This is a genomic window from Rhizobium sp. RHZ01, assembly GCF_014851595.1.
In the GTDB taxonomy this organism is placed as follows: Bacteria; Pseudomonadota; Alphaproteobacteria; order Rhizobiales; family Rhizobiaceae; genus Rhizobium; species Rhizobium altiplani.
This window is the reverse complement of sequence record NZ_JACUZZ010000016.1, coordinates 97,811-121,157: the sequence shown is the minus strand read 5'-3', so window position 1 is coordinate 121,157 and position 23,347 is coordinate 97,811. Positions and strand designations below refer to the sequence as shown.

The window sequence follows — 23,347 nt, the reverse complement described above, 5'->3', positions numbered from 1 at the left end:
ACCTCACCGATCCAGGATGGTCTTCAACACGCGGCGCAGGGCGCCTTCGGGATCGGCGACCGCCGCATCTGCGCGCCAGGCAACATGGTGATCCGGCCGCACGAACACAGCACCGGAATCGCGGACCTCGCGGATGCGGGCCCAGTCACCAGTCAGATCCTGCCATGCCTGCCGTGGGCCTATCTTGTGAACGGTGATCGGCAGGCCGAATTCCTTCGACAATGCCTTTGCCGCCGCCACCCAGCCATCGCCGCCGATGCCGGTCAGGATGGTGAAGACGCCGTGGCCGGTGAGGTCAAGGCTCGACACCTTGCCACCATCGGCACCAAACAGCCAGGCATGTGGCAACCGGGCGCCGGGCCATGTCGTCTGCTGGAAATGCAACTCGGCGTCCTTCCCGAAGGCCGGTTCCGGTTGGCCATCCTTGACGACAGCAGTCGAGTCATAGCGGTGGTTCATCTCGACACCATGGGCATCGAATTCATAGACCTTGTAGGCGATTGCCTCGCGGATTGCGGCGCGCTGGCGCTCGGCCTCGGCGGTGTCGTCGCAGCGCGCATCCATGTTTTGCTGCATCTTCACCGGATCAACGGACTCGAGCAGGCCAAGCGCCTTGAAGATTGGACCGAATTCCTCAATCGACTTGTTGGCGCGGGTGACGATCTGCCTGGCGACCGGCGCACGCTCCGCCTGATAGCTGTCGAGCAGTCCCATTCCGGCCTGCCCCTTGATCACCATGGCGAGCTTCCAGGCGAGGTTGAAACCGTCCTGGATCGAAGTGTTTGAACCGAGACCATTCGACGGCGGATGGCGATGGGCGGCATCGCCCATGCAGAAGACGCGGCCATCCGAAAGCGTCGTCGCATACATGTTGTTGACCGTCCAGGTGGAGACCGACTTGATCTTAGGCTGGAGGTCGGCAACGCCCGTCAGCTCGCGCACAACTTTGGTCGCGAAGGCCTCGTCGACCTCAGGCGCCGGCTGGTTGATGTCATAACCCCAGACGATCAGCCACTCGTTCCACGGCCGCACCATGCGCACGAGCCCCATGCCGATGCCGCCGACATCCGCGCCCGGCTGCAGCACCCAGTAAAGTACCGAGGGACGATGGGCGACGTAGCGGGAAAGATCGGCCTCGAACAGGATGTTCATCGAGCCGGCGACCCCCATCTTTCCTTCGAATGAAAGACCCGCATGTTCGGCGACCTTGGAGTTGCCGCCATCGGCACCGATCAGGAATTTTGAGCGGATGGTGATTTCCTTGCCGGTCAACCGGTCGAGACAGGTGGTGGTGACGCCCTCGGTATCCTGCACATGGTTCAGATACTGGGTTGACATGCGCGACTGCGCGCCACGCGAACAGGCCGTCTTGAAGAGCAGCGGCTCCATATAGGTCTGCGGCAGGTCGTTCATGCGCCCGGGCGAGGACAGGATATGCTCGGCACGCGAGAGCGGATGGTTGCCCCAGCTCTGCATGCGGCCAATCTCCTCCCCCGCAACGGCGGTGCAGAACACGTTCTGGCCCATCAGATCCTGCTCGGTCGCGAACATGTAGGCCTCATCTTCCACGTCGCGGCCGAGATCACGAAGAACCTCCATGGTGCGCTGGTTGGTGATGTGCGCGCGCGGCGTGTTTGCCAGCCAGCGGTAGCGGTTGATCACCAGCGGCTCGAGCCCATAGCTAGCAAGCAGCGCGGCTGTCGCCGAGCCCGCGGGTCCCGTTCCAATGATCAAAACGTCGGTGGTGATGTCAGCCATTCGGCCCTCCCTTGTCATCCTGTCTGAGTGGTCCGCCCTTCAGCAGGCGGCGGACCGGAAAGAGTTCCCAACCGGTGCGGTCGCAGATCAGCCCCCAGAGCCCCCTTGGCGCAAAAAGCATGGTGACGATGGCCAGCCCACCAAGCGCCATCAGATACCAGGAGCCGTAGTTCGAAAAGGCATTCTGCAGCAGAAAGAAGATGATGACGCCGAGGATCGGACCTTCGATCGTGCCGATGCCGCCGATAACAACGATGAAGACGACATAGGCCGTCCAATCGGTGAGCGAGAAGGCGGCATCGGGCGAAATCCGCGCCTTCTGCAGGTAGATGAGCGCGCCGACGATGCCGGTGAGAAACGCCGTCAGCAGGTAGATCGCAGTCTTGAGCTTCCGCGCATCGACGCCGAGCGCTCGGGCCGCCGTTTCGTTGTCGCGCACGGCCGCGAGCCCGAGGCCCTGCTTGGAGCGCAGCAACTTGTAAACGAAGGCGATCGTCAGCGCCGCGAGCGCCAACGCCAACCAGTATGCTAGCGCGTCGGCAGCCGCGGACGCGCGCATGCCGAACCAGTCCTGAAGCAGCGAGATGCCGAGCATCTCCCGTGTCGCTTCGCGTGGCAGCGAGGTGCCAGTGCCGCCGCCGAGCATCTTCCACTGCGCAAAAAGCAGCCGCCCGACTTCTGCGATGACCCAGGTGCCTATCGCAAAATAGGGACCATAAAGCCGGAAGGCGAAGAAGGCCGTGGGTACGGCGATGATCATGGCGAAGAGGCCGGCAAGCGGGATGGCGAGGATGGGATCGAGACCCGCAAGGATCACCAGGCCGAACAGAGCATAGGCACCACACCCGACAAAGAGCTGCTGACCGACGGAGATCAGACCCGCATAGCCGGCAAGCAGGTTCCAGTTCTGCGCCAGCGCCAGCATGGTGAGAATGAAGAACAGATCCTGAATCACCCCGCGCGAGACAAGGAAGGGAGCCGCCGTCAGCGCCAGGACCGCGACGAGGGAAATGACGGCGAATATGGTGGAAAGCCGTGTGCGCGTTTCCACCCGCCAGCCCGCGGGCGCTTCGATCTCGGTCGTCATGGTTTCAAGACCTGGGGTCATGGCGTCTCAGTCCGCTGCTCGGGGAAACAGGCCGCGCGGCCGGAAGAGAAGCACGAGAAGGAAGGCGATATGCCCGACAAGGATCTGCCATTCCGGATTGATAGCCGCGCCGACGGTCTGAGCGACACCGAGGATGATGCCACCGGCAAGCGTGCCCCAGAGTGACCCAAGCCCGCCGATGATGACAGCCTCGAAGGCGTAGATCAGCCGCGCCGGCCCCGCCGTCGGGTCAAAATTCGCGCGCGTGCCGAGATAGAGCGCCGCGATCGTAACGATCACCATCGCAAGCCCGGTGGCGATGGCGAAGATCGAGTTCGGCCGGATACCCATGAGACTTGCGGTCACTACGTCATCGGAGGTGGCGCGGAAGGCGCGGCCAAGCGCTGTGCGATAGATCAGCTGGTTGAGCGCGACAATAACCAATATCGCGGACGCGAAGGTGATCAGCGGCATCACACCGGCACTGATGTTGCCGAGACTGACAGACGCCGTTTCCAGCGCACCGGCCGAGATGCGGCGGCTATCGGCGGTGAACCCTTCCAGGAGGCCGTTCTGGATGACGATCGACAGGCCGAAGGTGACGAGCAGCGGCGGCAGGATATCCTTGCCCAGAGTGCGGTTCAGCAGATGATATTGCAGCACCCAGCCGAGGGCGAACATCAGCGGGGCTGCAACAACGGCGGCGACGAAGGGATCGAGCCCGAGCGTGGAGACGATCACAAGGATGAGGAAGGCCGCGAGCACGATAAGGTCGCCGTGGGCCAGATTGACGAGGCGCATAATGCCGAAGACAAGGCTCAGGCCCGCGGCAAAAAGGGCATAGAGGCCACCGAGCAGCACACCCTGCAGAAGCGTATCAATGAAGCTCATTGGGCTCTGCTCCGAAATAGGCCGCATGGATATCGGCGCGATCGAACTCCGCCGGTTGACCGGACAGCGTAACGCGGCCCTCCATCATGCAATAGACGCGGTCGGCAACCTTCAACGCCTGGGCGATATCCTGCTCGACGATGATGATGGCAGCGCCCGCGGCACTAATCTTGGAGAAGGCGGCATAGATATCCTTGATGACGACGGGCGCAAGACCGAGGCTCAGCTCGTCGCAAAGCAGGATATCCGGGTTCGACATCAGCGCCCGGCCGATTGCCACCATCTGCTGCTGGCCGCCAGACAACGCGGTCGCCGGATTGCGGCGGCGCTCTTTCAGGATTGGAAAAAGCCGGTAGATGCTGTCGAGGGTCCAGGGACCGTCCACCGAGCGGCCGTAAGCGCCGACCTGCAGGTTTTCCTCGACGGTGAGAGAGGAAAACAGCTTTCGCCCTTCCGGCACCAGCGCGATGCCGCGGCGCACGACATCGGGGGCGGCAAGCGCGCCGATCGGTTCGCCGCGATGCAGGATCATCTCGGCGCGATTGGTGATGATGCCCGCGATCGAGCGCATCAGGGTCGATTTACCGGCGCCGTTTGCGCCGATCACGGCGACGGTCTCACCGGCGTCGAGCCTGATATCGACGCCGAAGATTGCCTGGAAGTCGCCATAGAAGGCAGTGAGGGCTCGGGTTTCGACGAGGCTTGGCATCAGAACTCCATTCCCAGATAGATTTCGCGTACTTCGCTGGAGGCCATGATCGTCTCCGGATCGCCGACCCCGATCACCCGGCCAAAATTCAACACGAGGATGCGCTCGGCGACTGCGGTCAAGGCGTGCAGCACATGCTCGATCCAGATGACGGCGATGCCGCGCTGATGCACGCGCTTGATGGTGGCAACCAGCTGGCGGCATTCGCCCTCGGTCAGCCCGCCGGCGATTTCATCGAGCAGCAAAAGCTTCGGCTTTGTGGCGAGCGCGCGGGCAAGCTCCAGCCGCTTGCGTTCAAGGAGGGTAAGCGAGCCCGCGGGCATGTTGGCCTTGGCAATCAGACCGGTTTCCACGAGAATATCAGCGCAAAGACCGGCGACCTCGCTTTCCCTCGCCTGCGCACCAAAAGCGCCAGCGACAAGAAGGTTTTCATAAACAGTCAACTGATCGAAAGGCTGCGGGATCTGGAAAGTGCGGCCCATGCCGGCCAGGCAGCGCTGCATCGGGGGCTGACGGGTGACGTCACGGCCATCGAAGTGGATGGAGCCGGTCGCGACGGAAAGATTGCCGCTGATCAGATTGAAGAGGGTCGATTTGCCGGCGCCATTCGGCCCAATGACGCCGAGCGCCTCGCCCGGCTCCACGCAAAAGCCGATGTTTTCGGCAACGACGAGCGCGCCGAAGGATTTTGATACAGCGTTGAGTTCCAGTATGGGCATCACGTTCTCGGTTCTTTATGTGGCTTTCCGGGAAAACCCCTTATCCGGCCTGACGGGCCACCTCTCCCCGCGCAGGGAGAGGCAAGAGCAAATCCACAAGTCCGGTTCCCCTCCTCCCCGAGAAGAGCCTAGGCCAATGCCTCCAGCTTGCCGCCCAGCGGCACATTCGGCGCCAGGCTGTTTTCGACAACCACGAGATCATACCCGCCGCCCGATTTCAGTCGCCACTGGCCGCCGACCAGCGGCGTCTTGGCAATATTCTTCTGGGCAAAAGGCGGCAGCTTGTCGCTGCCCCAGGCAACCGGACCAACGAGCGTATCGAGCTTGGTCTTGCCGATGGCCTTGGCAACCGCATCGCCATCGCCCACGTCCTCGGCGCGCTTCATCACATCGACCGCTAGCTCGAACAGGGCGTGGGCAAAGCCGATCGGCTGCGTCCACGGACGCCCCGTCGCCTTGGTGAAGGCCTCTGCAACGGTCGCAGCCGTTTCGCCCGTCAGCGACGACTTGAACGGATGGCTCGGCGTCCACCAGACTTCGGTCGACAGGTTATGACCGGCATCGCCCAGCGCCTCCACGGTTTGCGGGAAGAGAAGCGCCTTGCCGATCGAAGCGATCTTCGGCTTCAGGCCCTGCTGCTTGGCCTGATTCCAGAAAGTGGTGAGGTCAGGCGGGATCATCACGCCGGTCAGGATATCGGTTCCGGCCTGCTTGAAGGCATTGATCTGTGCGGAAAAATCGTCCGTCAGGTTCTGGTAGCGGCCGGTATCGGTCAGCCCATAGCCAAGCTTTTCCAAGACGGGCGGGAAGCCTACCACCTTGTCGCCCCAGGCATTGCCGTCGCCATCGTTCGGGAAGAGGCCGCCGACCTTCTTGTTGGTCTCTATCTGGCCCCACATCCCGGTGAAGACGGCGATGATATCCTCAAGCCCCCAGAAGAAGTGGTAGGCATAGTTGAACGGCTTCCATGAGGCCGGGTCGCCGGGATTGCCCTGCTGGCCGATGAACCAGGGCTGCCAGGGCGCGACGGTCGAGATGCAGGGCACCTCCTCGGCCTCGCAAGTGGTCGAGACCGGGTTTGTCGTTTCCGGGGTCGAGGAGACCAGCATGAGGTTGATCTCGTTGTCGACGATCAGTTCCTTTGCCACTTCCGCCGCACGGTTGGGGTTGGACTGGCTGTCCTTTACCACCACCTCGTAATTGAGGCCCATACCCTTGGTCGTTGCCAGGAAGGCATCGATGACGAACTTGTCGGCTTCGCCGAAGGCGGCGAGCGGGCCGGTCTGCGGGCTGACATAGCCGAGCTTGATGGCAACGTCCTTTGCGATCGCCGGGGCGGCAAGGCCCGATGTGGCGAGAACGGCCCCGCCGGCGGCCGTCGTCTTCAGAAAATCGCGTCTGGTAAACATGCTTCCTCCCATTGTCCTCTCCTCCCAAAGAGCGCGCAAAGCGGCATGCAAATGTCAGTCTGTCGGCCGCCTCCCCTCGAAGGCGTCCTGCAACAAGGACCGGATCGACGTCTTGTCGATCGGTCGCGGATTCCAGTAGGGATTTTCGACCGCGATTGACGCGGCGCGATCAAGATCGGCCTCGCTCAACCCGAATTCCTTCAAGGACAACGGCGCACCGATCGCCTTTGCGAAATCCCAGAGCCCGCCACCGATCGATCCGCCGAAAATCTCCGCAGCCGGGGCAAGTTCCGGAGCGGCTGCAGTGGCGTTGAAGGCGACTGTATGTGGCAGCATGACCGCGTGGGTTTCTGCATGCGGCGTATCGAACGAGCCGCCGAGCGTGTGGCAGATCTTGTGGTGCAGCGCCATCCCGACCGTGCCAAGCACCGTGCCGCAGAGCCAGGCGCCATAGAGCGCGTCAGTGCGGGCTTTTACATCGCGAGGTGCGTTGACGATCTCCGGCAAGCTGCGGGCAAGGGCGCGCAGGCCCTCCAGCGCCATCAGCGTCGAGATCGGATTGCGGTCCGACGCATAAAGTCCTTCCATTGCATGGGCCATGGCATTGAGCCCGCTGGTGATGCTCATGGCGACCGGCAGGCCGAGGGTCAGTGCCGGATCGTAAATGACGACCTCCGGCAGGATTTTCGCATCGCGTATCGTCGTCTTGCGGCCGGCTTCCGTCTGGCCGAGGATCGGCGTGACCTCCGAACCGGCGTAGGTGGTCGGTACGACGATCTGCGGAAGGTCGGTTCGATAGGCGATCGCCTTGCCGAGCCCGGTGGTCGATCCGCCACCGAGAGAGACGACACAATCCGCCAGCGTCTCAGCCGCCACCTTCACCGCTGCTTCCGTCACATCGACCGGAGTGTGCATGGTGGCACCCGAAAACACGCCGCAGGCAAGGTTGCCGATCTCACGGGCTAGAGCCTCGGCATCCGCCTTCTGTTGCGGGGTCGAGAGAACGAGTGCCCGCCTGCAGCCGGTTTTCTCGATCCACTGGCCCACCTGGCTTCTCGCGCCTTCACCAAAGATGATGCGGGCCGGGCTGCCGGCATAGGAAAAGGGTTGGGTCATGACGCCCTCCCCGGCTTGGCGCGAACCATGACAAAGGTGAGGTCTGCGGCCTTGCCGTGCCTACCATCGACGTCGGCGGGCTCGAAACGGGAAACAAGTTCCGGCCGCACGCCGAACAGCGCATCCTCGGAAAGATGCGGGTCGCTGGCATCATAAATATGGGTGGTGATCGTCTCGAATCCCTTGGCGCGGATGACAAAATGCAGGTGCGCCGGGCGACGCAGCGGATAGCCGGTATCGGCAAAAAGTCTCCCGACCGGACCATCATCCGGTACACCGTAGCCCGAGGGCACGACAGAACGGTAGTCAAAGTGGCCCTGCGCATCCGTGTGGAACAGGCCGCGCAAATTGTGTTCGGGTTGCAGGTCGGGCTGCTGGTTCTCGTAAAATCCCTCGGAATTGGCCTGCCAGGTCACGACCTCGGCGCCGCCGATCGGCAGCCCATCGAGATCATTCACCCGTACCGAGACGGCGAGCGGCTCCCCGATGCCATCGAGCGAGATGGAGGATCCGGAGGCGCGCCCCGGTGTGTCGTTGCGAAAGAAGGGGCCGCGAATGGTGTTCGGCGTTGCGCCTTTCGGCCGGCGGGTGTTGATCTCTTCCACCAGCGCGGAGGCACCGATGAGGTCGGAGAGCAGCACCCATTCCTGGCGGCGCTCATCCGACGCGTGCCCGACCTCCGTTAGGAAGGCGATGACCTTGCGCCACTCGTCCTGGGTCGGTCGGAACTGTTTGATGAGATCGTGCACATGGGTTACGGCGGCAGCGATCAGCCGCGGCAGATTGCTGTCTGGACCCGTGGAAAAACGCTCGGCGAAGGCTTCCGACGATGTCGCTTCGCTGAATGTGAGCGCTTTGGCACCCAACGACATGCTCCACCTCCCCATTCCGCCGTCTGATAAATCCATCATAACAACCGGAAGCGGATGGATTGATGATTTTGCTTCAGCTCAATATAACAGATCGTTATGAAGATCGATGAACGTCACCTGATCCAGCTTGCTGCCGTCGTCAAGACTGGCGGCGTGACGGAGGGCGCGGCCCTGCTCGGGCTCGCCCAGCCAGCCGTATCGCGCACACTTTCCATGCTGGAGAAACGCGTCGGCGAACCGCTGTTCATCAAAGGCCGGCGACCGCTGCAGCCGACGCCCTTCGGCCTGGCACTGGCAGAGCATGGCTTCGTCATGCTGGCCGCCTCCCGCAAGGCTTCCGATCTCCTTGAAAGCTTCCGAGTTGGCAAGAGCGGCGTCGTGCGCGTCGGCGGTACGCCGTTCTTCATGGATGCCCTGATCGCCGGGCTCTGCGCAGAATTCCAGGCACACCATCCCGATGTGCGCATAGATCAAAGCTACGGCTATTTCCCAGATCTGCGCGCCGCATTGAAAGCCGACCAGATCGACCTTGCCATCTGCCCGATCGACATTCTCGACGAGGGCTCCGGGCTGGAATTCCAGCAAATCCTGCCCGGCCGCAACGTCATTGCCTGCCGCGTGACGCATCCGCTGCTCTTGAAACGCCGGCCGCAGCCGAGCCATCTGCTTGATTATCCCTGGGTCGCCCCGCCGCCCGGAAGTCCACTGATGACGGACCTTCGCGCGCTGCTGCTCTCCTTCGGCGCGACCGAGATCAAGATCCGCTATTCAGGCGGGTCGCTTATGGCAGTGATCAACTATCTGAAATCGGCAGATGCGCTGACCGTGATGCCGCACAGCGTCGTTTTCGCGCAACGCAAGGAAAAGACGATCACTGCCCTGCCGGTGAACATTCCCCACCCGGAGCGGGCGCTGGCGATCCTGAAGAGGACGGACGCCCCAAGGACGCCCGCCGTCGAACAATTCGCCTCCTTCATCCGAACCGGTTTTCAGGATCTCCGCCACCTCATCAAACGCCATGAAGAGGCTGTCATCTGGGGGCTTTGAACAGCTTTGCATTACCCCGCCGAAACAAGGCTCCTAAACTTTGGCGTGGCAGTCAGTGACAGAAAAGGCGATCGAAATCAGACCGCGCAAGTCCGGATGGGCAACCTCATTCGCCGCAATCAACGTAGGATGCGTTGACCTTTCTCGGGAAAATCGTCGAAGGTCGTGGTAACGCGAATGCGATACAAGCGAACACGAAAGATCGAAGAGGTTCCGGATTTTTGGTAACTGAAGGATCCAACCGGATCCCTCGTCACGATGCCACGAACGCCTGCCTCCTCAAAAGCTTCGCGCACGGCGCCCTCGGATGCAGTCTCCCCAGATTCCATGTGCCCTTTGGGAATACCCCAGTCTCCGGTACGACGGCTGGAAATAAGCAAGACCTCAGGCTCGCCACCAGACTCAACCTGGCGAAAGCACAGTGCGCCTGCCTGTTCGACCGTATCTTCAAGGGAGCTGCCAAGCGCCGGTCGGAGTGGAGTTGTCGTCAATATGTTCCGTCCTGACAAAAAGAGCGCCGGTGACCTCGGTCATGTCGAATCAGTTCGTGCCATTTATGACAGTTCCATGACGAACTGTCTGCCAGCCACGATCTCAAAAGCCATTGAGGCGCGTCTTCGAAGACATAGTTTTTCTACCGACAATCACGCGAAGAACTGTTTTCTCCTGGGATCACAGGCGCGCTATTAAAGGATAGAGCGAGCATGAGCCCCCAAGGTTCTGGCAGGAGCCAATAATTTGGATATCGAAGAAGAAGCAAGCCTGCTCGAGGTGGAAGCATCGGCGTGGAGCGAACTTGAGAACGGTGCCCTCAGTCCAGAGTCAAGTTTCAGGCAGGTGAGCCTGTGTTCGGTCGACACATCGTTGCGGCCGCAAGCACGCATGGTCGTGCTGCGAAAGGCAGACAGACGTGGCCGCCTCTTGGAGTTCCATACCGATATTCGAAGCCGAAAGTGGAGCGAGATAAAATCAAATGCCTGTGTCACGGTTCTTGGATTCTGCAACCGAACGAGATTGCAGCTTCGTCTAAAGGGGACGGCGACGCTTCATGGACCTTTCAGTGAGCAGGCAGAGGAGGCTTGGACAAAGCTATCGGAGTGGACCCGTAGAACCTATACAGGTGGACCGCCCGGAGACGCATTGGGCAATGACATACAAGTGCCCATGGCTGCATCAGGCGACACCACCGGGAAAGCGGTTTTCGGAATACTGACCTTCCAGGTCGAAACATTGGATTGGTTCATGTTGGAGCGGGACAATAACCGAAGGGCCGAGTTTATCTACAATGACACGGGCGTACTGGTGTCCGCTCGCTCGATCAATCCTTGAGTATCCGGTCGAGAATTTGCTTGAAGAAACGGACATATGCGACTGTAAACATGCCGACTGAGCCGAACCCGCCACGACCGTGGGTCGAGATGGTCGCATTCAAATACCGCTTGGCCAGACTGTCGCGGCGAAACTCACTTGATCGCATCGCCCCACCAGATACGTGCCAGCAAAAGCGAAAGGACAGCATGCAGGACCACAGCTGGCCAAAGCAGAATACCGGTCATTCCGTGAGCTAAACCGAGATAGGCGAGATAGAAGGTCACAAGGATACTGTAAGAGAGCATGCCCTCAAGGGGTTTGCTCCGCCAACAGGCGATCCCCAGTCCGATCAGCGCGATGCCGGCGACACGCGCGGCGGCCGCCGCCACGCCGACCAGGGCCTCCCCAAGCAGAAGTTCACCGACGAGTGCGGGAATGGCGACCAGCGCCAGGCCAGTCACAATTTCACCGATAGCCGCGACAGCCAGTGCCCTGTTCATCACGCCGATCCTCCTCTCGGACAGCTGGGTCACGAGGACGTGGCAACACTAGCACGGTGGCAGCGGATAGTATCCGCAGCCTGGCGGCGGGTAGTAGGGCCGGTAATAGGGACGGTCGTAGGCGGCCGCGGCCGCACCAGCGGCAGCCGCTCCGTACCATGCTCCCCGATAAGCAGTTCGTCGTGCCACACCCGCAAAGGATCGCGGGGTCCTCGGCATGCCAATAATGTCGATGAAAATCGATGCCGGGCCATCTGCCTTGGCGAGGCTGCCCTCCAGTATATCCACTTTGAACGTCAGGTTCGCGCCCTCGAGCTTCGGTTCCTTCAAGACGACGACGGCGTCCTCAACGCTCGACGCGTCCTTGTTCAGCACCGAGACGGTGGCGTTTGGCGGATCCTTCTCGAAGCTTCCGCCCTGAGCCCACTCTTCCAGCAAGTGCGTGGTCAGCGCATGTCCGGCGGAGCGCACCGGTCGGTCGGCGAACAGGATCGAGTTGTTGGAAATGCTCGTCAGCGTCAGCGTGTCGCCCTTTAAGGTCGCACCATCGGAGTTCATTACGATAAGCGACGGAACCAGTTCCGTCTTCTGCGTGCTCGAGGTGCCAATGGACTTCGTCGCTGGCGCGGTGATGGCATCCTCGGCGATCGACGTCGACGACGTCAGAATGCCGAGGTTCGCGGCTACACCAAGGGTGATGCCAAGGGTGATGATCGTGTGCTTGAGGCTCATTGGTTGCTTCTCCCGAGCTCAAAGGTCAGCTTGTCGATCTTGCCGGTGAACTTGAATGGTGTGTCGTAGCGATATTCCAAGAGCGCCACGCCTGTGCGCGTATCAAGGCCGACGTCGAAGGTCTCGTCCTCGGGAAAAGTCACCGGAATGCCATGTTCCAGGGAGTTGCGGGCCACCTCCTTTCCGTCGACGGAGAGGACGCCCATGCCGCCTGTACCGAGATTGGTGCCGTCCGCCTTGTAGTCAAAGGTGACCCGGTGTTTGCCTACTTCCAGTTCGGGGCCTTCCCACATGGTCCGCTTGAGGTCGAGCAAGTTGTAGAGGAAGACCACCCTGCCCCGGCCAACGCCGAAATCGCCCTTGCTCAGGAACAGGCCGTAGCCGCCGAAGCGCCCGCCTTCCGTGACGATCATGCCCTCCGCACCGCCCTCGGGAATATCGACATCGGCGGTGATTGTGTAGGATTTGTTCATGATGTCGGGGGCCGCACTCGCTGGCACGCCGCTCAGTTCTCCGGAATAGCTGAATTCCGTTCGACCGGCCGTGAGGTTCGGGCGTGGCGTATTCCAGCGGGTAAGCGTCGAGTTGTCGAGCGGCAGCACGTTGTACTTCTTTGCCTCGGAGTAGAAGAGGTCCTGCATCTGTTTCAGCTTGTCGGGCGAGGCTGACGCCAAATCGTTGGCCTCTGTCGGATCATCGACGACATTGTAGAGTTCCCAGTTGTAGCCGGTAATCACATCAGGCGGCGTCTTGGTGCTGAGTTCCCATGGCAGCGTGGCCGGCGTCGTCGCCGCCACCCAGCCGTCGTGATAGATGGCGCGGTTGCCGAGCATCTCGAAATATTGGGTCTCGTGCCGTGTCGGAGTATTCGCGTTGGCCTTGTCCCAGGTGTAGACCATGCTGACACCCTCGATCGGACTCTGTGGAATGCCATTGATCATGTCCGGCGCCGAAATGCCTGATGCCTCGAGTATGGTCGGCACGATATCGATCACGTGGTGGAACTGACGGCGCACGCCGCCGGCGTCGGTGATATGGCCGGGCCACGACATGACGACGCCCTGCGAGGTTCCCCCGAAATGCGAGGGCACCTGCTTGACCCACTTGAACGGTGTATCCATCGCCCAGGCCCACCCGGCCGCATAGTGCGGGAAGGTTCGCTCCGAGCCCCAGAAGGGATACCAGAGGAACTGGTCCTTGACCGGCACCGAGACACCGTTGAAGGTCGTGAACTCGTTCGGAGTGCCGTTGACCATGCCCTCCGCGCTCGCCCCATTGTCGCCGCCGATATAGATGATCAACGTGTTGTCGAGTTCGCCGAGGTCATCGACCGCCTGGACGACGCGCCCAATCTCGTGGTCGGCATAGGCAAGATAGGCGCCGTAGATATCCGCTTGACGGATGAACAGCTTCTTCTCATCGAAACTCAAGGAATCCCATTGCGGCAGGCCGTCCGGCCAAGGGGTCAGCCTGGCATCCTGAGGCATGATGCCGAGCCGCTTCTGGTTGGCGAAGATCGTCTCCCGCACCTTGTTCCAGCCGTCGTCGAACAAATGCATGTCACTGATCTTCTTGATCCACTCTGGCGTCGGATGATGAGGCGCGTGGGTTGCGCCCGGCACGTAGTAGACGAGCCATGGCTTACCGGGGGCAATCTCCTTCAATTGCTTGATGTATCCGATCGCTTCATCGGCCATTGCCGTCTCGAGGTTCCAGCCCGGATTGCCTTCGAAAGGGTAGATGGCTGTGGTGTTGCGATACAGGTTCGGTTGCCACTGGCTAGCATCGCCGCCGACGAAGCCGTAGAAGTACTCGAAGCCCATGCCGTTCGGCCACTGGTTGAAGGGACCCGCCTGGCTCGACTGATAGGACGGTGTATTGTGGTTCTTGCCGAACCACGACGTGGCATAACCGTTTTCCTTCAGGATGGTACCGATGGTGCCCTTCTCGATAGGGATAATGGAATCGTAGCCGGGATACCCCGTCGCGATTTCACCCACGACCCCGAAGCCGACCGAATGATGGTTGCGTCCGGTGATCAGGGCAGCCCGCGTCGGCGAACAGAGCGACGTGGAGTGGAAATTCGTGAAGCGCAGCCCTTCCTTCGCGACGCGATCCATCGCGGGCGTAGGGATCACCCCACCAAAGGTGCTCGGTGCACCGAACCCCTGATCGTCCGTCATGATGAGCAGCACGTTGGGCGCCCCTTTTGGTGGCACGATGCGCGGGGCCCACCATGGTGTCGATTCCGACGCCTTCTGCTTTATTGCGCCGCCAAAATTCGGATCGGGCGAGGGAAGTTGTTTTCCGGTAATGGTGGTGGTGGCTCCGGGCGACCCTGGTGTACCCGTTACCTGTTGAGCCCAAGCCCATCCTGGGACACAACCAAGGGCTAGGAAGCCCGCACCCGCAAGCATGCTCCGGCCAATTTTCATGACGCCCCCCTGCCGCAAACATCGCAAGGCACGATTATAAATTAGAGGTTGCTAATTTGCATCAATTAATTCGTGCGCCAAGGGCCGTGAACCCATTGGGATCCATAGCTCCGAGGACTTGATACCGGTGGGCTAATAAGTTGACAGAATAGGGAACCCTTGATTTCGCTGGAACGGTCAACGAATTACTGACGGCGAATTGTTTGGGGACGCCGCCGAAAGAGGCGCTAATCCGCCGACGAACAAGAACGACAAATGTTGACACTTTGGCCAAGGGGAGAATGGCCCAGCGCCGCGATACAAATGGCGTGAAACATGGCCGGGAGAAGGCCATGAGGACTACATCGCCTTTGACGGCAGCCGCGAGTTCGGCCACGATCTTTGAGTACCCGATCGAGGTCCATCAGCGCGGCCAAACGGCGGCTATACTAGATTTGCGGAAACAGTATAGACCGCCAGCTGGGCGATGCAGCTTGCCCAAACGAGTTGGCTATACTAGATTTGTGGAACTGGTATAGGAGCCGATCTCATGAAGCAAATTGACCTCATGTTTCGCACGATGGTAGCGGAACTCCAACAGCGGACGTTCGATGCTCAATGGTCGGCCGACTTTCCTCCGACGGGTCGCTTCGTCCCGGTAACAGTCGATAATCGCAAATACTGGTATTTCGATGAACCAGACGGCGCGGGCGGTCAAAAGCGGCGTTATGTCGGACCCGCTGACGATACCGAAATCTCCGCTCGGGTCGCAACGTTCAGGGCTGAAAAGGACGATTACCAGAACCGGCGAAAAATGGTCTCAGCCCTGACGCGCGAAGCCGGTATGATCGCGCCGGATCGTTTCACGGGCGCGGTCGTCGAGGCGCTGGCTGCAGCCGGTCTTTTCCGGCTTCGTGGCGTCTTGGTGGGAACGGTCGCCTTTCAATGCTATGCGGCATACCTTGGCGTGCGCCTACCAATGGCCGCGATCCTGACGGGTGATGCCGACATTGCCCAAGATTACGCGATCTCGGGGGAAGTGGCAGATTCCATGCCGCCAGTTGTGGAACTGCTGCAAGGTATCGATCCGTCATTCCGGGCGCTCCCGCATATATCCGGATCGCCCCGCTCTAATGCTTTCCGGAATGATAGCGGCTACCGCGTCGAGTTCCTGACGACAAACCGGGGATCGGAGGAATACGCTGATCAACCGGCGAACATGCCCGCGCTCGGCGGAGCTGCGGCGGAACCGCTCCGATACATGGATTTCCTGATCCGTGATCCGGTCCGAACGATCCTGCTGCATGGTGCCGGTGTCTCAGTCGTTGTGCCCGATCCGTCGCGGTTCGCGGTCCATAAGCTCATTGTCGCTGGTCGTCGCCTCAATGATGCCGGTGGGCGGGCAAAGAAGGACAAAGACTTGCGCCAGGCCGGAATGCTTTTCGAGGCACTGCAAGAAACTGCCTATGGTCGGGAACTGGCTGCCGCTTTGCGTGAGGCGTGGGGTCGAGGGCCGTCATGGAGGAGTGCGATCACGGCGGGCGTTGATGCGGTTCACAACCAATATGAACCGGCCGTCCATCGCACGTTTGGCATTCTGCCGCTAGAGGAAGTGGAAAAGGCCCGTCTATCCAATGAGCATAACGTCTGAAGGGTTGCTCATCGCGCATTGATTTGCAACGGAATATTCAACTTGAAGTTACTGCACTTTATACTTTTACTCGCAATCAGCAACACCCTCAACTGCATCGCGAGTTGCGAAGAAACGATGTTTTGATTTCGGCACCGCCGAGATGGTCGAAGCACCCATCGATGCCTTGTGCTCAAATCGTGCGATGCGAGCTCATCAAACTCAAGCAGCCAGGCAAACCCCGCGACAGCCAGGGGCCAACCGCTTCGGCTCGGCTATAGGTAGTCCGGCACTGGACGCGACACGCAAGAATGCTGCCCATCCCTACCAGCAAACCGAAAAACACTGCTGGCGAGCTAACGTGCCCCAACTATGGTCGTGAGTGGGATATTCGAGCAGGGCAAGCTCAGACCGATCGAAGAGAAAGGGCTCCGATCGCGGACTCGGGATTGCGACCATTTCCATCACGCCCTACCTACTGGCGATGATCGTATTCCTCGACTTCGAAGCCTCCTCCCTCAGCAAGCACAGCTACCCCGTCGAGATCGCCTGGGTCTTCGAGGATGGGCGCTCGCGGTCATTCCTGATCAAACCGAAGTCCGGATGGACGGACTGGTCCGCAGATGCGGAGAAGATCCACGGTATTTCGCGCGACCGCCTGCAGGAAGATGGAAGCGACATCGAACTCGTCGTGGGGGAATTGATGGCAGAGCTTTCGGGGCACGAGCTTTATGCGAGTTCGCCCTCCTGGGACGGGAAGTGGCTCAGCGCACTGCTTCGGGGTGGAGGAAAGCCACGCCATGCATTGCGGCTTCGGAAATCAGACGATCTCTTCATCGAGGTGGCGTCTGCCATCCTTGGCGCCGATAGCGCAAACGTCGATATTCCGGGTTTCGTCGCCGATGTCATCGCCCAGTCGGAACCTGTCAATCCGGCTCATCGCGCCCTTCCCGACGCACGCCTCGAGCTGAAACGGCTCGGGCTTGTCCAGGCTGCCGCCAGGAAAATTGCGGCCTCCTGCCACGATTGACGCGTCCGTTGCTGCAAGCTTTGCCGTTGCTCCAAAGCAGACATCGTCGGCGAACAGGTTGTAGGTCGCAGATGCACCAGAGAACCTGATCTCAGAAGAGATCGCTCCGAGCGGACGTTCTCCTGTCTCTGTCTTCCTGCTATCGTGGAGATGGGGGATGACCCTATGAGCGAGAATCGCAAGCTGGCTGCAATTCTGGCCGCTGATGTAGTCGGATATAGCCGGCTCGCCAGCGAGGACGAAGATCGCACCCTTGCAAGGTTGCGGGCACTGCGCAGCGACCTGATCGATCCAACCATCGCCGTGCACAATGGCCGCGTTATCAAGCGCACCGGAGATGGAGCGCTGGTCGAATTCCGCAGCGTTGTCGATGCCGTGCGCTGCGCCATCGAGGTACAGAATGGCATGGCCGAGCGCAATGCCGGCGTTCAGCAGGATCGGCGCATCGAGTTCCGGATCGGCATCCATCTGGGGGACGTAGTAGAGGAAAGCGATGGCGACCTGATGGGTGATGGCGTCAACATTGCCTCCCGTCTCGAGGGTATCGCGACCCCCAGCGCCATTTGCCTGTCCGAGGATGCCTATCGCCAGGTCAAGGCGAGGCTCGATCTCTCCGTCAGCGATCTTGGAGTGATGCAGCTCAAGAACATCGCCGAGCCCATCCGGGTCTATTCGCTTCAGGTCAGTGCCGCTGCGGAGGCAAAGCCAGCAGTAAGCGCAGGCGCCGTGGCTCATGCTCCGGCCGAATCGCCGCCTGAGCTTTCGATTGCCGTGCTGCCCTTCGTCAACATGAGCGGCGATGCCGAGCAGGAGTACTTCGCCGACGGCATCTCCGAAGATATCATTACTGCGCTATCGAAGCTGTCGCAGCTGTTTGTCATTGCTCGCAACTCATCATTTACTTTCAAGGGCCGGAGCGTGAACGTGCAGGAGGTGGGGCGCAATCTCAACGTGCGTTACGTGCTGGAGGGAAGCGTTCGCAAATCAGGCAATAAGGTAAGGATCACCGCGCAGCTCATCGATGCGACCACTGGCGGGCATCAGTGGGCTGAGCGTTTCGATCGCGACCTGAGCGATATCTTCGCAGTGCAGGATGACGTCACGCAGCAGATCGTCGGTGCTTTGGAACTCAAGCTGACGGCGGGAGACCAGCAGCGCCTCGCGGCCGAGCAGACACAAAATCTGGAGGCCTATGACTGCTTCCTGCGGGGTCGTGAACATATGTGGCGGCTCACGAGAGAGCAGAATGTTGAGGGCCAGCAATTGTTGCAGCGCGCCATCGATCTGGACCCCAACTTTGCCCCGGCCCACGCGTTCCTCGCCGTGGCGCAGGCACTGGCCTACGTCAACCAGTGGAGCCAATCGCCCTCGAAGTCACTGCAACAGGCGATCGAGTCTGCGACGCAGGCGGTCGCGCTCGACGATCGATATCCCTACGCGCATTGGGCGCTGGGCGTCACCAACTTGTACCTGCGACGACTTGACGTGGCCATCCGCGAGGCTGAACGCGTGATCGCGCTTGCCCCCAATCTTGCCGAGGGCCATGAAAGCCTCGGCAACGCTCTGCATTATGCGGGCCGGTCCGACGAGGCCCTCGTCTGTTTCGAGCGCGCAGTTGCGCTGAATCCATATTATCCCGACATCTTCCTGCACTTCCACGCGCAGGCGATGTTTCAGTTGGGCAGGTACGAGGAAGCTGTTGCCTTCCTGAAGCGTCGGCTTGTGCGCAATCCCGGCACCGACATCTCACGCGTGTTGCTAGCGGCGAGCTATGGTCACTTGGGCCGCTTCGCGGAGGCGCGCGAGGAGTGGGACGGAGTGTTCCGCATCAACCCTGATTATTCACTGGAGCACCGGCGCAAGGTGCTGCCCTACAAGAACCCTGCCGATTTCGAGCGCGTTGTGGACGGCCTGCGCAAAGCCGGTCTCACCTAATTGACGCGGCAGTATACAGCCTGATCCGCGGCGGCGCTAATGCTTCCAGCGCTGTGGCGCAAATTGCGCCGACACCCGGAATTGTCATCAGTCGAGAAGCGAGGGCATCTTGCGCGGCGGGTATCGAAGCTCCTTCTCAAGCACGGCGAGCTGTTCGGAGATCAAGACCCTTATTCCAACAAACCCTGCAGAGCATTCCGGCTGCCATGGGCTCAGACCGCAGATCCGCTCACCAAGGAGATATTCAATGCCACTCCGATGAGCATCTGACGGCAACGCCTCACCCATGGTGGTTAAGCGCCTGGTAGAACAGACTTCGGTGCATAGCGTTATCGACTGGAACCGACCTGGCGAGTCCACTGCACCGGGGCTGCCAATGAGAGAAGACGCCAGCAGCTTCAAACGCGCCGATGAGCGCTGAGACAGCAGCAGAGGTTCGCGCCAAGCCGCGCCGATCCACGTAGGTAAAGCTACGAAGATACAAGAGGAAAAGCGGGATGTAAGGATATTGTGCCACATCCACCGGCAAGGAGATTTCAGATGCGAATTTAGAGAGCATTTTCAAGCGGTTTTTGATGGGCTACTTCAGACACGGGCCGCCTTTGCAGACTACAGCCGAATGGCGGGTGTGGTGCGGATTCCGGCCAAGTAACTAGGTGCATTTCCGTATGACGCTGTTCGTTAAGCACCCTTGCACTGCTACGCTCTGCGCCGATCTAAAAAAGATATGCGACGAGGAGCATTTCAAATCGTATGCGGTCCTCAAATTTCCCGACGCTGGCACTGCCAATTTTTCTGACATGCTTATTGGCACAGATTGGTCAAAGGACGCTATTCTTCAAATATGCAAGGAAAGCGTTTTTCAAACGAAACTCCTGGATCTTGTCAAGCTTTCGACGTTGCCGATGGAAATAGAGCTAGAAACCAGAATAGAAACTTGCAACGATTCAGTATTCATCATGTCTAATTTGGGAAACAGACTTTCCGCCTTCTGCATACACGACCCGGAAGACAGTAAATATCTATTAATATTTACATCAACCCCGCATCAATACCATAATAGTAATTCTGTTCTGATGAAATGCCTTGCTGCAATTAACAGTTACTTCAGGCAATCTGTTGCCTCAAGACAAAGATCGCCGCTATCTCAGCGCGAGATTGAGTGCCTGCGTTGGGCGGCCGCGGGTAAGACCAGTGAAGAAACTGCGATCATCCTGTCCCTGTCCGGATCAACAATTAACACGTACCTAAAATCGGCTATGCGCAAGTTGAATGCATACAACAGGGTTCAGGCGGTTGTGCAAGCTTACAAACAGAAAGTCTTATGACGCTGCTGCCCATTGCAACGCTACCACCCAACCTCAGCAATGCGCGAAGACTGAAGGCATAAGCCCCGCAACTCTGGGCGCGCCGAGATCGGTCCCCTCAGATAGACGCGACACTATGGAAACCACAGATGGTCGCAAATGGGCTGCTGTTTACTGCCTCGTACCCCTTGATGACGGTTGCTCTGTGCGGATGGAAGTGCTCTCGTGATTGATGAGAAGTCGATCTCCCGCAGGAATCTGAGCTATTTTGCGCGGATGTGCCTCTACCATAAAGTACGAACACCAAAAGCATAAGGCCCAGCTTTCGCCGGGCCTTGATGAGTTGTCCATTACCGTGGTGTACGAGACCTAAGCCGTAGGGCCTTGGTTGACATGACAGCGACCTTTAAGTCAGCCTGCCTGAACAGATGAATAAGTGGTGGGCCAACTAAGTCAAGGGCTTGGCCTTAACGCGCCTGTTTTTCGGTTGTGCATGGAGAAACCAACCAGATAGACAGGTTTCTGAATTCGGCGTTACAACCCGCCCGTCCGGCAATGCACCGAGCCGTTTACGCTCTCGGATCAGGAGATGAAGGCGTTTGTGGCATTTGCTCCTAGAGGCTCTAGCAGCTCAGCAACGTGCGCATCGGTATGTTTACCTACCTGGCGCCTCTACCAATTGCAGCTGGAAACGCGGTATCTTCCTGAGATTTCATTTTTAATGCAGTTGTGATGGTATTCGTAAATGGTTCAGCGAAATCCGGTCTATCTCATCGATGATGATGAATCGATCAGGGATGCGATTCTGCTGAATTTGCACGTCGGCGGGTTGATCGCCATGGGTTTTCCCGACTGCAACGCTTTTCTGTCCAGCCTGCCGAATTTGAAGCCGGGCTGTATCTTGCTTGATCTACATATGCCGGCGAAGGGTGGGTTGGAACTGCAAACGGAGTTGACTAAGGCGTGTATTTACTGGCCCATCATTGTCGTCACCGGAACCAGAGATCTCGAAAGTTGCCGAGCGGCATTTCGCGCCGGCGCGGTCGATTTCCTCTGCAAGCCCATTGGTGGCGACGAGCTACGGGAAGCGCTCAAGCCAGCGTTCGCACAACTGGAAACACTCCTGGAACGCGACGAAGCGAGCCTTCTAGTGCATCAGCTCACGCTGCGAGAGCGGGAGGTATTCGACTTGTTGTGTCGCGGATTCGGCACCAAAGAGATTGCGAAGGTGCTTGCTATTTCCACCCGAACCGTCGATGCACATCGCGCCAACATTTCCACCAAACTGGGTACACGGTCCGTTGCTGAGTTCGTCCATATTCAGATGTTAGCATCCGTATAGCTGGCTGACTTTAGTGCGGAACGAAGACAACGAAACGCTGCCGAGATCTGCTTTACCTCAGTGACGACGACAAATCGATGAGGGATGCGATACTACCGAGTATTCAGGTCAACGGATTGACCTTTGAAGCCGCGCTGTAATCCTGCTCGACCTTCTTATGCCAATGAAGGACAGTCTCCTTCCGCGACCCGAAAGATGAGACCTGGCGGCGATATCGGCACCTTGCTATGGCGCGAGCCACGATCCCGGGAACAGCCCGGACATGACCTTCAAGACAATCTCCACCAACATCTGTTGTCGAACAATTCCGAAGCACTTGTGAAATAATACCAGTACGCCTTGGTGTACAGATAAAGAAATTTTAATGTTCCCAACGGAACTGGAGAGATTTCGTTTCCGGATTCATAAAGTTGATCTGTCAATATGACGTCATATGGACAATATCCTAGAGCAACATTGCGCCTCTGTTCCCTAATTCTTTCAGATCCGTCCAATTGTCCAAGAATATTGTCATGGTCATATAGAATTGTTTTAACCTTAAAACCGTCGCTTAGCACATCAGCAGCAAGGTTATACTCTTGAAATATCTCCTGAATCGTAATGTATCTTATGAATTCATTAAGTTCCGACTCTTCTAACCCCTGAATATCTGGGACATTTACGTATATCGCTGTTTTTTCTATATTTGTATTCTTTAGAGCGTAAGTCTTGCGTTCGTTGATTACCGATTTGTAGTCGATTGAGGCGAACTCAGAATTAAAGAAAAGCGGCGTCCCGAAGAACTGAGTCAATGACGCGGATTGATACCTCCAAAACAAGTCGTGAGTTTTGTTGGGAAAAATCCGTTCGAGAGACAAGCTGAGTTTCTGTACAAATGGGTTTTGCTGAGCATGGGGATTGGCACCAGCTGCTTGCCTGCCTACGTAGACGTAGCGGTCGCTCTGGTCGAAGACGTTTTTGGTCCCCACATCAAAGATGACCGAACGCCCGCTCACCCGAGCAAGAAACGTGTACGCGGCGCGGATATGTCGCGCAACAGCCGCTGGCACGGCATCGTCTATGGAAACCCTGAACTCCGACGCCCTATCATCATGTCGATCAAATTTGCTGGTGTAGATGTAATTGATCAATACCCCATATTCGTACAAGGCCTTGTCGAAAAAGCCGTTGTACTCCTGCTGCTTTTCAACAGCAAACGCGGCGGCCAACCAAGTCGCCGCGATGGCCGCCATCGCCAACCCCATAAGATAAACCGGGCGTCTTGAAATCGCTTTGCCTCCCTTTTTGACGCTATAACATGCAGCAGAAGCGGGAACGCTCAGACATAACGAAGCGCCCCGCGATCTCGGGGCGCAAGTTTGCTGCCATTGGCCTTAATTCGGTCGAGCCAACCTTGCGGGGTCGCTAGTATCACAACTCCCGCAACGATTGCCGTTCAACGCGCTCCACACATGATCATGGCTTCGAAGCGATTGCCTGTATCTCGATTCTGGGGCCTCCCGACCTTGGTCGGTCAATTCATCGCGAGTATTCCTCGT

19 protein-coding genes are annotated in these 23,347 nt (G+C 58.9%); 7 read left to right on the top strand and 12 right to left on the bottom strand.

Annotated features, from left to right (window positions below; all coding sequences use genetic code 11):
* Positions 1-3: 3 nt before the first annotated feature.
* The 8 genes from IB248_RS17825 to IB248_RS17790 form a co-directional block, all read right to left on the bottom strand.
* The gene (locus IB248_RS17825) at positions 4-1,758 is read right to left on the bottom strand and encodes an FAD-dependent monooxygenase (protein ID WP_192241428.1); all 1,755 of its coding nucleotides are present in this window, start codon (positions 1,756-1,758) and stop codon (positions 4-6) included.
* Positions 1,751-2,866 (bottom strand): branched-chain amino acid ABC transporter permease, encoded by a 1,116-nt coding sequence (locus IB248_RS17820; RefSeq protein WP_192241427.1) that lies wholly within the window; start codon positions 2,864-2,866, stop codon positions 1,751-1,753. Before IB248_RS17820 ends, IB248_RS17825 begins: the two co-directional genes overlap by 8 nt.
* Positions 2,867-2,872: 6 nt before the next feature.
* The gene (locus tag IB248_RS17815) at positions 2,873-3,736 is read right to left on the bottom strand and encodes a branched-chain amino acid ABC transporter permease (RefSeq protein WP_169682491.1); all 864 of its coding nucleotides are present in this window, start codon (positions 3,734-3,736) and stop codon (positions 2,873-2,875) included.
* Positions 3,723-4,445 (bottom strand): ABC transporter ATP-binding protein, encoded by a 723-nt coding sequence (locus IB248_RS17810; protein ID WP_192241426.1) that lies wholly within the window; start codon positions 4,443-4,445, stop codon positions 3,723-3,725. Before IB248_RS17810 ends, IB248_RS17815 begins: the two co-directional genes overlap by 14 nt.
* Positions 4,445-5,164, bottom strand: a complete 720-nt coding sequence (locus IB248_RS17805) for an ABC transporter ATP-binding protein (RefSeq protein ID WP_192241425.1) — start codon at positions 5,162-5,164, stop codon at positions 4,445-4,447. Before IB248_RS17805 ends, IB248_RS17810 begins: the two co-directional genes overlap by 1 nt.
* A gap of 128 nt (positions 5,165-5,292) precedes the next feature.
* A complete protein-coding gene (locus tag IB248_RS17800) occupies positions 5,293-6,573 on the bottom strand; it encodes an ABC transporter substrate-binding protein (protein ID WP_192241424.1) in 1,281 nt (426 codons plus the stop codon).
* Positions 6,574-6,627: 54 nt separating this feature from the next.
* On the bottom strand, positions 6,628-7,689 hold the full coding sequence (locus tag IB248_RS17795) for a maleylacetate reductase (protein ID WP_192241423.1): 1,062 nt from the start codon (positions 7,687-7,689) through the stop codon (positions 6,628-6,630).
* Positions 7,686-8,561 carry a dioxygenase gene (locus IB248_RS17790; RefSeq protein WP_192241422.1) on the bottom strand — a complete coding sequence of 292 codons (876 nt, stop codon included), beginning with the start codon at positions 8,559-8,561 and terminating at the stop codon, positions 7,686-7,688. The genes IB248_RS17795 and IB248_RS17790 overlap by 4 nt, the downstream gene beginning before the upstream one ends.
* Before the next feature lie 96 nt (positions 8,562-8,657).
* On the opposite strand from IB248_RS17790, the gene IB248_RS17785 reads away from it, so the two are divergent.
* Positions 8,658-9,608 (top strand): LysR family transcriptional regulator, encoded by a 951-nt coding sequence (locus IB248_RS17785; protein WP_169682479.1) that lies wholly within the window; start codon positions 8,658-8,660, stop codon positions 9,606-9,608.
* A 738-nt stretch (positions 9,609-10,346) separates the two neighbouring features.
* Positions 10,347-10,937 carry a pyridoxamine 5'-phosphate oxidase family protein gene (locus tag IB248_RS17775; RefSeq protein WP_192241420.1) on the top strand — a complete coding sequence of 197 codons (591 nt, stop codon included), beginning with the start codon at positions 10,347-10,349 and terminating at the stop codon, positions 10,935-10,937.
* A gap of 134 nt (positions 10,938-11,071) precedes the next feature.
* Here the strand turns inward: IB248_RS17775 and IB248_RS17770 are convergent, their stop codons facing one another.
* Genes IB248_RS17770 through IB248_RS17760 form a run of 3 tightly spaced genes read right to left on the bottom strand, consistent with a single transcriptional unit; the run spans position 11,072 to position 14,586 of the window.
* Positions 11,072-11,419, bottom strand: coding sequence for a hypothetical protein (locus IB248_RS17770; protein ID WP_025659554.1), 348 nt, complete (start codon positions 11,417-11,419; stop codon positions 11,072-11,074).
* 48 nt (positions 11,420-11,467) lie between these two features.
* Positions 11,468-12,151, bottom strand: coding sequence for a hypothetical protein (locus tag IB248_RS17765; protein ID WP_192241419.1), 684 nt, complete (start codon positions 12,149-12,151; stop codon positions 11,468-11,470).
* Positions 12,148-14,586, bottom strand: a complete 2,439-nt coding sequence (locus tag IB248_RS17760; RefSeq protein WP_192241418.1) for an arylsulfatase — start codon at positions 14,584-14,586, stop codon at positions 12,148-12,150. The genes IB248_RS17765 and IB248_RS17760 overlap by 4 nt, the downstream gene beginning before the upstream one ends.
* A 529-nt stretch (positions 14,587-15,115) precedes the next feature.
* Here IB248_RS17760 and IB248_RS17755 point away from each other — a divergent pair.
* The 5 genes from IB248_RS17755 (at position 15,116) to IB248_RS17735 (ending at position 21,809) form a co-directional block, all read left to right on the top strand.
* On the top strand, positions 15,116-16,216 hold the full coding sequence (locus IB248_RS17755; RefSeq protein WP_029792672.1) for a GSU2403 family nucleotidyltransferase fold protein: 1,101 nt from the start codon (positions 15,116-15,118) through the stop codon (positions 16,214-16,216).
* A 463-nt stretch (positions 16,217-16,679) separates the two neighbouring features.
* Positions 16,680-17,225 carry a transcriptional regulator gene (locus IB248_RS17750; RefSeq protein WP_169682464.1) on the top strand — a complete coding sequence of 182 codons (546 nt, stop codon included), beginning with the start codon at positions 16,680-16,682 and terminating at the stop codon, positions 17,223-17,225.
* A 165-nt stretch (positions 17,226-17,390) separates the two neighbouring features.
* Entirely contained in the window at positions 17,391-19,160 is a 1,770-nt protein-coding gene (locus IB248_RS17745; RefSeq protein ID WP_192241417.1) for an adenylate/guanylate cyclase domain-containing protein, read from the top strand.
* Positions 19,161-19,828: 668 nt separating this feature from the next.
* Positions 19,829-20,488: a helix-turn-helix transcriptional regulator gene (locus IB248_RS17740; RefSeq protein ID WP_246779268.1), complete on the top strand. Its 660-nt coding sequence runs from the start codon at positions 19,829-19,831 to the stop codon at positions 20,486-20,488.
* Between the two features lie 724 nt (positions 20,489-21,212).
* Positions 21,213-21,809, top strand: coding sequence for a response regulator (locus IB248_RS17735; RefSeq protein ID WP_192241416.1), 597 nt, complete (start codon positions 21,213-21,215; stop codon positions 21,807-21,809).
* A gap of 269 nt (positions 21,810-22,078) precedes the next feature.
* On the opposite strand, the gene IB248_RS17730 is transcribed toward IB248_RS17735, so the two are convergent.
* Positions 22,079-23,041 carry a hypothetical protein gene (locus tag IB248_RS17730; RefSeq protein ID WP_192241415.1) on the bottom strand — a complete coding sequence of 321 codons (963 nt, stop codon included), beginning with the start codon at positions 23,039-23,041 and terminating at the stop codon, positions 22,079-22,081.
* Between the last annotated feature and the right edge of the window lie 306 nt (positions 23,042-23,347).

Excerpts from the sequence above, each read along its gene's own strand:
- IB248_RS17825 (WP_192241428.1), bottom strand. The coding sequence starts at position 1,758 with ATGGCTGACATCACCACCGACGTTTTGATCATTGGAACGGGACCCGCG.
- IB248_RS17820 (WP_192241427.1), bottom strand. The coding sequence starts at position 2,866 with ATGACCCCAGGTCTTGAAACCATGACGACCGAGATCGAAGCGCCCGCG.
- IB248_RS17815 (WP_169682491.1), bottom strand. The coding sequence starts at position 3,736 with ATGAGCTTCATTGATACGCTTCTGCAGGGTGTGCTGCTCGGTGGCCTC.
- IB248_RS17810 (WP_192241426.1), bottom strand. The coding sequence starts at position 4,445 with ATGCCAAGCCTCGTCGAAACCCGAGCCCTCACTGCCTTCTATGGCGAC.
- IB248_RS17805 (WP_192241425.1), bottom strand. The coding sequence starts at position 5,164 with ATGCCCATACTGGAACTCAACGCTGTATCAAAATCCTTCGGCGCGCTC.
- IB248_RS17800 (WP_192241424.1), bottom strand. The coding sequence starts at position 6,573 with ATGTTTACCAGACGCGATTTTCTGAAGACGACGGCCGCCGGCGGGGCC.
- IB248_RS17795 (WP_192241423.1), bottom strand. The coding sequence starts at position 7,689 with ATGACCCAACCCTTTTCCTATGCCGGCAGCCCGGCCCGCATCATCTTT.
- IB248_RS17790 (WP_192241422.1), bottom strand. The coding sequence starts at position 8,561 with ATGTCGTTGGGTGCCAAAGCGCTCACATTCAGCGAAGCGACATCGTCG.
- IB248_RS17785 (WP_169682479.1), top strand. The coding sequence starts at position 8,658 with ATGAAGATCGATGAACGTCACCTGATCCAGCTTGCTGCCGTCGTCAAG.
- IB248_RS17770 (WP_025659554.1), bottom strand. The coding sequence starts at position 11,419 with ATGAACAGGGCACTGGCTGTCGCGGCTATCGGTGAAATTGTGACTGGC.
- IB248_RS17765 (WP_192241419.1), bottom strand. The coding sequence starts at position 12,151 with ATGAGCCTCAAGCACACGATCATCACCCTTGGCATCACCCTTGGTGTA.
- IB248_RS17760 (WP_192241418.1), bottom strand. The coding sequence starts at position 14,586 with ATGAAAATTGGCCGGAGCATGCTTGCGGGTGCGGGCTTCCTAGCCCTT.
- IB248_RS17755 (WP_029792672.1), top strand. The coding sequence starts at position 15,116 with ATGAAGCAAATTGACCTCATGTTTCGCACGATGGTAGCGGAACTCCAA.
- IB248_RS17750 (WP_169682464.1), top strand. The coding sequence starts at position 16,680 with ATGATCGTATTCCTCGACTTCGAAGCCTCCTCCCTCAGCAAGCACAGC.
- IB248_RS17745 (WP_192241417.1), top strand. The coding sequence starts at position 17,391 with ATGAGCGAGAATCGCAAGCTGGCTGCAATTCTGGCCGCTGATGTAGTC.
- IB248_RS17740 (WP_246779268.1), top strand. The coding sequence starts at position 19,829 with ATGACGCTGTTCGTTAAGCACCCTTGCACTGCTACGCTCTGCGCCGAT.
- IB248_RS17735 (WP_192241416.1), top strand. The coding sequence starts at position 21,213 with ATGGTTCAGCGAAATCCGGTCTATCTCATCGATGATGATGAATCGATC.
- IB248_RS17730 (WP_192241415.1), bottom strand. The coding sequence starts at position 23,041 with ATGGCGGCCATCGCGGCGACTTGGTTGGCCGCCGCGTTTGCTGTTGAA.